This window comes from Aquidulcibacter paucihalophilus (genome assembly GCA_030285985.1).
Classification (GTDB): Bacteria; Pseudomonadota; Alphaproteobacteria; order Caulobacterales; family Caulobacteraceae; genus Brevundimonas.
The window spans coordinates 848,422-859,290 of record CP127384.1 but is presented as its reverse complement, the minus strand read 5'-3'; the positions used below and the strand labels follow the sequence as shown (position 1 = coordinate 859,290).

The following is a 10,869-nucleotide window of genomic DNA, read 5'->3' as shown; positions in this document are numbered from 1 at the left end:
GCCCCTTTTTCACGTCCGGAACCGCGAGCGGGACCTCAGGGTGCCGCCGGCGCTTCGGGGGCCAGGGCGACGATGCCCGCCCGCGCCGCTGACATGACCGCGGCGTCACCGCCCATGCTGTCGGCGGCATTGGCCACAACCAGGACGCCGTTCCCGCTGCCCGGGAACAGGGCCACAAAAGCGAACCAGGTGCCGTCCGAGCCGGCATGGGTCAGTACGGGCCCGACCCGGCCTGCGATCTGCGGTGCGGCACCCCAGCCGAGGGCGAAGACCGTATCCCCCTGCGGCGTATGCAGCACGCGGTAGGTATCCGCCGACAGCAGCCTGCCCCGACCTTCCTCGCCGGCCAGCTGGTCGATGCAGAACCGGGCCCAGTCGGCCAGGGTCATCCGCACGCCGCCCGCCGGGGTGAGCATCTCCGGATTGCCTTCGGTCTCGATCGCCACGCGGCCGTCGATATGGCCCACGGCCTCACCGGCGCCCGGGGTCTGGTCGTAGGTGGCCGACGTCATGCCCAGCGGCGCGAAGACCTCTTGCTGCATCAGCTCCGCATAGGCCTTGCCGGTCGCGCGTTCGGCGATGGCCCCGGCGAGGAGGAAGCCGGTGTTGGAATAGCTGGCCTCGCCCCTTGCGGGCCCGACCGGTGCATCGGCCACGGCCCGGCGCAGATAGGCCAGCCGCTGTTCCGGCAGCGGACGCGCATCGGTGAAGAATGCCGGGAAATCGGCCATGTCGCCGAGGTTCTCGGGCAGACCCGCGCGATGGGACATCAGGTCCAGCAGGGTCACGTCGCGGTACTCGGGCCGCATGTCGACCGCCAGCTCCGGCAGCATCTCCGACAGGGGCGCGTCCCACCGCAGCAGGCCTCGCTCGACGAGGCGGGCCACCATGGTCGCGGTCATGGCCTTGCCGTCAGAGCCGAGGTTCCAGCGGTCGTCGAGGCTCATGGCACCGGCCGCCTCCAGGGACCGCGCGCCGCGCACGCCCTGTTCCGCAACAACGCCGTCCCGGATCACAAGCATGCCGAGGGCCGGAACCGCTCGGCTGTCCATAGCAGCGGCCAGGGTGTCGGCGATCGGAACCTCCTGGGCCCAGGCCGGTGGCGCGGCGAGGAGCGTCAGGGACAGGAGCAGGGCGAGGCGGGTCATGGGCGGCATCCACGGTGAAGCTGGCTACGCATCCGCGTTCTCTGACGGTGCGGCAAGTGAACCTTGGTTCATGTGCGGTCGGCGACACGAGCAGATATTCGCTTGCTCCCCTGCCCGCCCGTCTTTAGACGGGCCGCTTAACCGACAACCCGACCGGCCCCCACGGCGTCACAGCCGCTGGCGGGTTCGCGCGCGCAAGGAGCCTGGCAGCCCGTGCTTGAAGATGAGGTCCCGCACGAAGAGCGCGACGCCATGATTCGGGCGACGCTGGCCGAGCACGGCGACTCGGGCGTGACCCCTCGGCACACGCTGTTCTACTTCTATGGCGAGGGCGACCACGACGATCTGAACGAGGTCGCGCGCCGGGCCGGTTTCCTGACCCGGGGGCAGGACGACTGCACCATCCTCGAGACGACCATGTCCGTGGACGAGGCGTCCTTCACCCCGGTCTCTTCCATGATGCAATCCTGGGCCGCGGCCTTCCAGCTCGACTACGACGGCTGGGAGTGCGCGGTCGTGACGAACTGAGTAGCCCATGCCCAAGCGCACAGACATCCAGTCGATCCTGATCATCGGTGCCGGGCCGATCGTGATCGGACAGGCGTGCGAGTTCGACTACTCGGGCGTGCAGGCGTGCAAGGCACTGAAGGCCGAGGGCTATCGGGTCATTCTGGTGAACTCGAACCCGGCCACCATCATGACCGACCCGGAGGTGGCCGACGCCACCTACATCGAGCCGATCACCCCGGAGTTCGTCGAGCGGATCATCGCCAGGGAGCGGCCCGACGCCCTGCTGCCGACCATGGGCGGCCAGACGGCCCTGAACACGGCCCTCGCTCTCGACGCCTCGGGTGCCCTGAAGAAGTGGGGCGTGGAGATGATCGGGGCCAAGGCCGACGTCATCGACAAGGCCGAGGACCGCCAGAAATTCCGCGACGCCATGGACAAGCTGGGGCTGGAAAGCCCCCGCTCCAAGGCGATCCACCACATCGGCGAAGCCGACGACGCCCTTGCCTTCGTCGGCCTGCCCGCCATCGTCCGCCCGTCCTTCACCCTGGCCGGCACCGGCGGCGGCATCGCCTACAATGTCGAGGAATACTACGAGATCGTCGAACGCGGCCTGGACCTGTCGCCGACCACCGAGGTGCTGGTCGAGGAAAGCGTCCTGGGCTGGAAGGAGTATGAGATGGAGGTCGTCCGCGACAAGGCGGACAACTGCATCATCATCTGTTCCATCGAGAACATCGATCCGATGGGTGTGCACACCGGCGACTCCATCACCGTCGCCCCGGCCCTGACGCTGACCGATAAAGAATACCAGCGGATGCGCACGGGCTCGATCAATGTCCTGCGCGAGATCGGCGTCGAGACCGGCGGCTCGAACGTCCAGTGGGCCATCAATCCCGCCGACGGCCGCATGGTCGTGATCGAGATGAACCCGCGCGTGTCGCGCTCGTCCGCCCTCGCGTCCAAGGCCACCGGCTTCCCGATCGCCAAGGTCGCCGCCCGTCTGGCCGTCGGCTACACCCTCGACGAACTGACCAATGACATCACCATGGTCACGCCCGCCTCGTTCGAGCCGAGCATCGACTATGTCGTCACCAAGATCCCGCGCTTCGCCTTCGAGAAATACCCCGGCGCCGAGGCGACCCTGTCGACCTCGATGAAGTCGGTCGGCGAGGTCATGGCCATCGGCCGGACCTTCCAGGAATCCATGCAGAAGGCCCTGCGCGGCCTCGAGACCGGCCTGACCGGCTTCAACGAGATCGAGATCGACGGCGTCGTCGATGTCGAGGACGAGGCCGGCGCTCGCGCCGCCGTGGTGCGCGCCCTCGGCCAACCGACGCCGGACCGCATCCTCGTCATCGCCCAGGCCTTCCGCCACGGCCTGTCGGTCGAGGAGGTCAATGCCGCCTGCTCCTACGAGCCGTGGTTCCTGCGCCAGATCGCCGACATCGTGCGCACCGAGGGCCATATCCGGGTCCAGGGCCTGCCGACCGACCCGACCGACTTCCGCAAGCTGAAGTCCAAAGGCTTCTCCGACGCCCGCCTCGCCCAGCTGACCGGCCAGACGGAAAAGGCCGTCCGCACCGCCCGCCGCGACCTGAACGTCCGCCCCGTCTTCAAGCGCATCGACACCTGCGCCGCCGAGTTCGCCTCGGCCACGGCCTATATGTATTCGACCTATGAGACCGGCGCCCTCGGCCAGGTTCCGCAGTGCGAGTCCAATCCCTCTGACAAGAAGAAGGCGATCATCCTCGGCGGTGGTCCCAACCGCATCGGGCAAGGGATCGAGTTCGACTACTGCTGCTGTCACGCGGCCTTCGCCTTCGCCGACATCGGCGTCGAGTCGATCATGGTCAACTGCAACCCCGAGACCGTCTCGACCGACTACGACACCTCCGACCGCCTGTATTTCGAGCCGCTGACGGCCGAGGATGTGCTGGAGCTGATCGAGGTCGAACGTTCGACCGGAAACCTGATCGGTGTCGTCGTCCAGTTCGGCGGCCAGACGCCGCTGAAGCTGGCCCACGCCCTGCACGAGGACGGCGTGCCGATCCTCGGCACCTCGCTCGACTCCATCGACCTGGCCGAGGACCGCGAGCGGTTCCAGGTCATGCTGCACGACATCGGCCTGATGCAGCCGCCCAACGGCCTGGCCCGCAGCGCCGAGGAGGCCGCGCAGAAGGCGGACGAGGTCGGCTATCCCGTCGTCCTGCGTCCCTCCTATGTGCTGGGCGGACGCGGCATGGTCATCGTCCACGACCGCGAGCAGCTGGACCGCTATGTCGGCGAGGCCATGCGGGTGTCGGGCGACGATCCCGTCCTGATCGACCACTATCTGAACCGCGCCACCGAGGTGGACGTCGACGCCCTGTGCGACGACGAGACCGTCTTCGTCGCCGGCGTGCTGGAGCATATCGAGGAAGCCGGCGTCCACTCGGGCGACAGCGCCTGTTCCATGCCGCCCTTCTCCCTGTCGGCCGAGATCGTCGCCGAGCTGAAGCGCCAGACCGAGGCCATGGCGCGCGCCCTGAAGGTGCGTGGCCTGATGAACGTCCAGTTCGCCATAGAGGAGCCGCACAGCGACAAGCCGCGCATCTTCGTCCTCGAGGTCAACCCGCGCGCCAGCCGCACGGCCCCCTTCGTGGCCAAGACCATCGGCCAGCCGATTGCCGCCATCGCCGCCAAGGTCATGGCCGGCGTGCCGCTGAAATCCTTCGGTCTGAAGGACGTCCCCTACGACCATATCGCGGTCAAGGAAGCCGTCTTCCCCTTCGCCCGCTTCGCCGGGGTCGACACCATCCTCGGCCCCGAGATGCGCTCGACCGGCGAGGTCATGGGTCTGGACTGGAAGCGTGACGGCGAGGCCGACATGGCCCCCGCCTTCGCCCGCGCCTTCGCCAAGTCCCAGATCGGCGGCGGCACCACCCTGCCCGTCAAGGGCTGCGCCTTCGTCAGCGTCAAGGACGGCGACAAACCCTTCATCGTCGAGGCGGTGAAGACGCTTCTGGCCGAGGGCTTCACCATCCTCGCCACCGGCGGGACCCACACCTATCTGACCGAACAGGGCCTGGCCGTGGGGCATGTGAAGAAGGTGCTGGAAGGCCGGCCCAACATCGTCGACGCGATGAAGAACGGCGGCGTCCAGCTGGTCTTCAACACCACCGAGGGCAAGCAGGCCCTGCTCGACAGCTTCAGCCTGCGCCGCACCGCCCTGATGATGAAGATGCCCTATTACACGACGACCGCGGGGGCCCTTGCGGCCGCCCAGGCGATCGGCGCGATCAAGGCCGGCGACCTGGATGTGCGACCGATCCAGGATTACGCGCACTGAGCGGCGGGATCGACCTGTCCGTCATCGACCGGGTGCTGATCCTTCTGGCCCTCGCCGAAATGACGGCCTTCGGCCTGTTCTGGTTCGACAAGGCCCGGGCGCGTGTCCACGGCCGGCGGGTGCGGGAGAGTACGCTTTTGCTGGCCGCCCTGTTCGGCGGCCTGGGCGCGTGGCTGGGGCAACACCTGCTGCGCCACAAGACCCGCAAGGAGCCGTTCCGGACCCAGCTCGGCATGGTGATTGTCGTCCACCTGATCGGGGTGGCGACGGTGTTCTGGCTGCTGCCCTAGACCTCCGACGCCGCCTCCGGGTCGGCCGTCGCATCCCGCCCCTCGACGATCCGCGCGGCCGCCAGATCGGCGGTGACATTGCCGATGGTGCGGAAGATGTCGGGCACCACCTCGACCGCCAGCAGCAGGGGCAGGACCTCGAGCGGCAGGCCCATGGCGAGGCAGATCGGGGCGATGGAGGCGAAGAAGGACACCTGGCCGGGCAGGCCGACGGTGCCGACGCTGATGGCCAGGGCGGTGACCGCGCCGGCGATCAGAACGCCGGGCGTGAGGGGGATGCCGTACAGGTGGGCGACATAGATGCAGACGGCCAGGTTGGCGACCGTCGAGGTGATGCGGAACACCGCCACCGCCAACGGCAGGACCAGACCGGCCGTGGCCGCTGAGACACCCAGCCGCTCGATCGCCCGCTCGACCATGACCGGCAGACAGGCCAGCGATGACTGGGTCGAGATGGCCACCACCTGGGCCGGGGCCACGGCGGCGGCGAACCGGCCGAGGGACAGCCGTCCGAAGGCGACGGCGACCACATAGGTCAGCAGGATCAGGCCGATCAGGCTGAGGCAGACCAGGGCGATATAGTGCCCCAGCACCCCGGCCGCCCCGAGCCCGGTGTGCAGTCCGACCCCGAGGGACAGGGCAAAGACGCCGATGGGCGCGGCCCGCAGCACCCAGTGGACGATGACGATCATGGTCTCGGCCACCGCCTCGAAAAAGACCGTCAGGGGCTGACGCAGCCGGTCCGGCAGGCGGGTGGTGGCAAAGCCGAAGATGATGGCGAAGACCACCACGCCGAGGATGGCCCCCTCGGCTGCCGCGGCGATCGGATTGGCCGGCACGAGGGCGGTCAGAAACGCGCCCAGCCCGCCGCCGCCGACATTCTCCCGCACCACCGCATCGCCAGTGGTCCCGGCCAGCAGCAGGCGCGCGCCTTCCGGATCGATCGGCCACAGGGCGTGCAGGCCTTCCGAGGCCGCAATGCCGTAGATTGTCGCCCCGACCAGCAGCAGGGCGAACACCAGGACGGCTTTCAGTGCCAGCCGGCCGGTCGCGGCGGCGTCGGCGATCGAGGCGATCCCGGTCACCAGCAGGGCGAAGACCAGCGGGATGATGGTCATGCGCAGGGCGTTGAGCCACAGCTGGCCCAGCCCCTCGATCAGGGCGATCGTGCCGGTCCCGCCGGGAATGCCATAGGTCTGCGCCGCCGCGCCCGCTGCCAGGCCGGCGGCCAGGGCCAGCAGGACGCGGATGCTGAGCGAGGAGAACAGGGCGGCGGTGCGGGACTGGGTCATGCGAGGAAGCTAGGCAGAGCAGGACCGTTTGGCCATCCGTCGCGTACGCTGGCGTGAACGATCCTTAACTCGACCGCGCGGCCGTGGCCTTGCAAGCTGAGCCCCGAGTGGTCGCGGGAGGGGCGGATGCAGAAGATGCGAACAGGCGCGGGGTTCTACGGCCTGGTCTTCGTCGCCGGCTTCATCACCTTTGCCCTGCACGAGGGCGGGCACTGGCTGGCGGCGAACCTGCTCGGCTACGAGACCTTCTTCTCCCTGAACAGCGCCGGCACGCGGTCGGTGGTCCCCTGGGCCCACCATGCGCTCATCTCGGCGGCCGGTCCTGCCGTGACGATCGTTCAGGCCCTGATCGCGCTGGCGCTGGTACAGATGCGGGCGAGCCCGGCGGCCTGGGTCTTCCTGTTCTGGGCCGCCTTCATGCGGTTCATGGCCACGGCCATCAGCCTGTTCAATCCGAACGACGAGGCGCGGATCAGCGAATGGCTGGGCTGGGGGATGTGGACCCTGCCCGTGATCGTGACGGGTGCGCTGTTCGTGCTGCTGGCCATCGGAAGCCGGCGTCTGCGGGTGTCGTGGAAGACCCTGGCCCTGACCTGGGTCGTCGCCTCGGTCGCGGTTGCGGCCGTGGTCGGCCTGGACATGATCATCCCGCGCTGAGGCGGGCGGCGATCTGGTCGGCGGCGGCCGAGAGCGCCGGGTCGTCGAGGGCGTCGATGCGCACGGCCGCGGCGGCCGCCCGCGCGCCCCCCGCGCGGCGATAGGCCGGATCGTAGTGGGCGACGATCAGCGCCTCGGCCAGGGCCCCGATCTCTCCGGTCGACGCCATGGCGCGCCAGCCGGTGACCGTCTCCTTGCTGTGATGGCGCGGGAGCCGGGTCAGGGCCCGGTCCAGCGCCGCCGCATCCGCCGCGATATCGGCATAGTCCCGCACCGTCCTTGCCGCCCGCACGGCCACCGGCGAGTCGATCCCGATCACCGGCGCAACGCTCATTGCGGTCCAGAGCGACGGCGGTATGACCCGCGCCCCGATCCGGCTGCTCTCGGCCTCGACGACGACCGGTCGGGCCGGGTCGAGCCGCGACAGGGCGTCGTGCAGCCGGCTCTCGAACGCCTTCTGCGAAGGCTGGCCGCCCGGCATGGCTCCGAACAGCGAGCCCCGGTGCGCCGCCAGCGCCTCGAGGTCGAGGGTCTGCACGCCGCGCGCCGCCAGTGCTGTCAGGAGCGCCGTCTTGCCCGATCCCGTCGGTCCGTCCAGCAGGGTCAGCCGGTGCGGCAGGGGCGCTTCGTACACCCCCGCCGTGACCTGCCGCCGCCAGGTCTGGTAGCCGCCGTCCAGCACCGTCACGGGCCAGCCGATCTGGTCCATCACCGTGACCATGGCGCCCGATCGTTGGCCCCCGCGCCAGCAATAAACGAGAGGCTTGAAGCCGCCGCCGCGATCCGCCAGCGCGCCTTCCAGATGCGCTGCGATATTGCGCGCCACCATGGCCGCGCCGGTGCGACGCGCGAGGAATTTGGAGCCCTGCACATACTCCGTGCCGACCGCTGCCCGCTGGGCATCATCGAGAACCGGCAGATTGATCGCACCGGGGATGTGGTCGAGGGCGAACTCGCCGGGGCTGCGCACGTCGATGATCGCGTCGAAGCCGTCACGGGCGGCGGGCAACAGATCGACGGTGCGGCGGATCATGCCCGGATCACCCGACCACGCGTACCCGCGGCGGGCCCTCGACGACGCGGCCGACGACGGCGCTCTTCGCAAAGCCCTCGCCCCGCGCCAGCGCCAGAATCTCATCCGCCTGCTCGGGCGCAACGGCGATCAGCAGCCCGCCTGAGGTCTGGGGATCGGTCAGCAGATCGCGCCGCCAGTCCTCGAGCCCCGCCGGCAGGTCGACGCCTTCGCCATAGCTGGCCCAGTTGCGGCCCGACGCCCCCGTGCGCACGCCGCCCGTGGCCAGGGCCTCAACCCCGTCCAGCAGCGGGGGCTGACCGGTCAGCTCGACCGTCAGCCCCGCCCCCCGCGCCATCTCCAGCGCATGGCCCAGCAGGCCGAAGCCGGTGACATCCGTGACCGCATGGACGCCCGGCCTGCCGGCCAGCTTCGCCCCGACCGTGTTCAGCTTCGTGGTCGAGGCGATCAGGGCGGCATAGCCCGCGGCCTCCAGCCGCTCCTGTTTGAACGCCGCACTCAGCACGCCGACGCCCAGCGCCTTGGTCAGGATCAGCACATCACCCGCCCGCGCGCCGCGATTGGTCAGCACCTGATCCGGGTGCACCAGACCGAGGGCGACCAGGCCGTAGATCGGCTCGACGCTGTCGATGGAGTGGCCGCCCGCGACCGGAACGCCTGCCGCCGCGCAGACCGAAGCACCGCCCTGCAGGATGCGGCCGATGGTGTCGGTCGACAGGACGCTCACCGGCATGCCGACCAGCGCCAGGGCGAAGATCGGCGTCGCCCCCATGGCGTAGACATCGGACAGGGCGTTGGTCGCGGCGATGCGGCCGAAGTCGAAAGCATCGTCGACCACCGGCATGAAGAAGTCCGTCGTGGCTACCAGCGCCTGCTGGTCATTCAGCCGCCAGACCGCCGCATCGTCGCTCGTTTCGGTCCCCACCATCAGATCGGCGAACGGCCCGGCCAGCGGCATGCCTTTCAGGATGTCGCGCAACACCGCCGGGGCCAGTTTGCAGCCGCAGCCGCCGCCGTGGGCGAGGGAGGTCAGGCGGGGTTCAATCGTGGTCATGGTCTGGCTTAGGGCCAAATCGCCGCTGAACTCAACAGCGAGGCCCTCCGCATTGGCCGTTGCAAGGCCGCCGTCGCCGGACCAAGGTTCGCGCTTCAGAACCGGGGGCGGAACGATGCGACTTCTTCTTGCGACGACGGCAGCGCTGGCGCTGCTCACGGCCGGGGCGGGCCAGGCCCAGACCGGCTCGACCGATGTCGAGCTGCGCCAGGCCATCGCGCGCGACTACGACGCCAACCTCGGTGCCCTGTTCGACGACTTCCACCGCAACCCCGAACTGTCGGGTCTGGAGGTCCGCACCGCCGGCATCATGGCGGCCCAGCTGACCGCCCTCGGCTATGACGTCACCACCGGCGTCGGGGGAACGGGCGTGGTCGCGGTGCTGCGCAACGGCGACGGCCCCACCGTCATGATCCGCGCGGACATGGACGGCCTGCCGCTGGCCGAGCAGTCGGGCGTGGCCAATCCCTCCACCGTGGTTCAGGTCGACAGCGACGGCGTCGAAAAGCCGGTCATGCACGCCTGTGGCCATGACGTGCACATTACCGCCCTGATCGGCACGGCGCGGCAGATGATGGCGCGGCGGCAGGACTGGTCCGGCACCCTGGTCCTGATCGCCCAACCGGCCGAGGAGCGGATCTTCGGCGCCCGGGCCATGGTTCAGGACGGTCTCTACACCCGCTTTCCCAAACCCGACATCGCCCTGGCCTTCCACGTCTCGGCTGACCTCGCCAGCGGGCTGATCGAGCTGCCGTTGGGGATTTCCTCGTCCAGCTCGGACAGCGTCGACATCGCGGTGCACGGCGTCGGCACCCACGGGGCCTATCCGCACCTGGGCATCGATCCGATCGTGGTCGCCTCGGCCATCGTGATGAACCTGCAGACCCTGCCCAGCCGCAGCATCAATCCGCTGGAGGGCGCGATCGTCACCGTCGGGTCCTTCCACGGCGGCATCAAGCACAACATCATCTCAGACCGGGTGGACCTGCAGCTGACCGTGCGGGCGGACAATCCCGAGACCCGTCTGGCCCTGCTGGACGGGATCGACCGGGTCGCGCGCGGCACGGCGCTGGCGCTGGGCGTGTCGGAAGATCGCCTGCCCACCGTGGTCCGCTCGCCGACCGAGACGACGCCCCCCACCATCAATGACGCCGCCACCGCCGCCCGCGTGCGGGCCGCTATCGGCGCTGCCATGGGCACCGAACGTCTGGTGGACACGCCCCGCACCGGCATGGGGGCCGAGGACTTCGCCTGGTTCGTCACGCCCGACACCGGGGTGAAGGGCGTCTATTTCAGCGTCGGCGGCACGCCCGCGGCAGACGTGGCGACCGCGCCAGGCCATCATTCGCCGCTGTTCCGCATCGACCCCCAACCCTCAGTCGTCACCGGGGTCGAGGCCATGGTGGTGGCGGCGCAGGCATTGATGCCGAAGGGCTGAGGCGCGGCTGAACCGGAGCCCGCCGACAAACCGGCGCACAGGCGACCGCACCGGAGCGGGCGGCGCGTCTGAATCTGCTGGACCGACGCCGGGTCAACCGGGCTAACTGCGCGGGCCAA

General features: G+C 69.5%; 9 protein-coding genes. 5 read left to right on the top strand and 4 right to left on the bottom strand.

Annotated elements, in window-relative coordinates; translation table 11 throughout:
* Window positions 1-35: 35 nt before the first annotated feature.
* The gene (locus KB221_04145) at window positions 36-1,148 is read right to left on the bottom strand and encodes a serine hydrolase domain-containing protein (GenBank protein ID WIY70223.1); all 1,113 of its coding nucleotides are present in this window, start codon (window positions 1,146-1,148) and stop codon (window positions 36-38) included.
* 213 nt (window positions 1,149-1,361) lie between these two features.
* Between KB221_04145 and KB221_04140 the strand changes: the two genes are divergently transcribed.
* Genes KB221_04140 through KB221_04130 form a run of 3 tightly spaced genes read left to right on the top strand, consistent with a single transcriptional unit; the run spans window position 1,362 to window position 5,276 of the window.
* Window positions 1,362-1,676 carry a ribonuclease E inhibitor RraB gene (locus KB221_04140; protein WIY70222.1) on the top strand — a complete coding sequence of 105 codons (315 nt, stop codon included), beginning with the start codon at window positions 1,362-1,364 and terminating at the stop codon, window positions 1,674-1,676.
* A gap of 7 nt (window positions 1,677-1,683) precedes the next feature.
* Window positions 1,684-4,986 carry a carbamoyl-phosphate synthase large subunit gene (gene carB / locus KB221_04135; protein ID WIY70221.1) on the top strand — a complete coding sequence of 1,101 codons (3,303 nt, stop codon included), beginning with the start codon at window positions 1,684-1,686 and terminating at the stop codon, window positions 4,984-4,986.
* A 32-nt stretch (window positions 4,987-5,018) separates the two neighbouring features.
* On the top strand, window positions 5,019-5,276 hold the full coding sequence (locus KB221_04130; protein WIY70220.1) for a DUF1294 domain-containing protein: 258 nt from the start codon (window positions 5,019-5,021) through the stop codon (window positions 5,274-5,276).
* Here the strand turns inward: KB221_04130 and KB221_04125 are convergent.
* A complete protein-coding gene (locus tag KB221_04125) occupies window positions 5,273-6,568 on the bottom strand; it encodes a cation:dicarboxylase symporter family transporter (GenBank protein WIY70219.1) in 1,296 nt (431 codons plus the stop codon). The two genes, KB221_04130 and KB221_04125, sit on opposite strands and share 4 nt — an antisense overlap.
* Window positions 6,569-6,694: 126 nt before the next feature.
* On the opposite strand from KB221_04125, the gene KB221_04120 reads away from it, so the two are divergent.
* Complete coding sequence (locus KB221_04120) at window positions 6,695-7,225, top strand: hypothetical protein (GenBank protein ID WIY70218.1); 531 nt, start codon at window positions 6,695-6,697, stop codon at window positions 7,223-7,225.
* On the opposite strand, the gene mnmH is transcribed toward KB221_04120, so the two are convergent.
* Together mnmH and selD are read right to left on the bottom strand one after the other, a co-directional pair.
* Window positions 7,212-8,258, bottom strand: coding sequence for a tRNA 2-selenouridine(34) synthase MnmH (gene mnmH, locus KB221_04115; GenBank protein ID WIY70217.1), 1,047 nt, complete (start codon window positions 8,256-8,258; stop codon window positions 7,212-7,214). The two genes, KB221_04120 and mnmH, sit on opposite strands and share 14 nt — an antisense overlap.
* A 7-nt stretch (window positions 8,259-8,265) precedes the next feature.
* Window positions 8,266-9,312 carry a selenide, water dikinase SelD gene (gene selD / locus KB221_04110; protein WIY70216.1) on the bottom strand — a complete coding sequence of 349 codons (1,047 nt, stop codon included), beginning with the start codon at window positions 9,310-9,312 and terminating at the stop codon, window positions 8,266-8,268.
* Between the two features lie 115 nt (window positions 9,313-9,427).
* Between selD and KB221_04105 the strand changes: the two genes are divergently transcribed.
* Entirely contained in the window at window positions 9,428-10,750 is a 1,323-nt protein-coding gene (locus KB221_04105) for an amidohydrolase (GenBank protein ID WIY70215.1), read from the top strand.
* Window positions 10,751-10,869 lie beyond the last annotated feature (119 nt).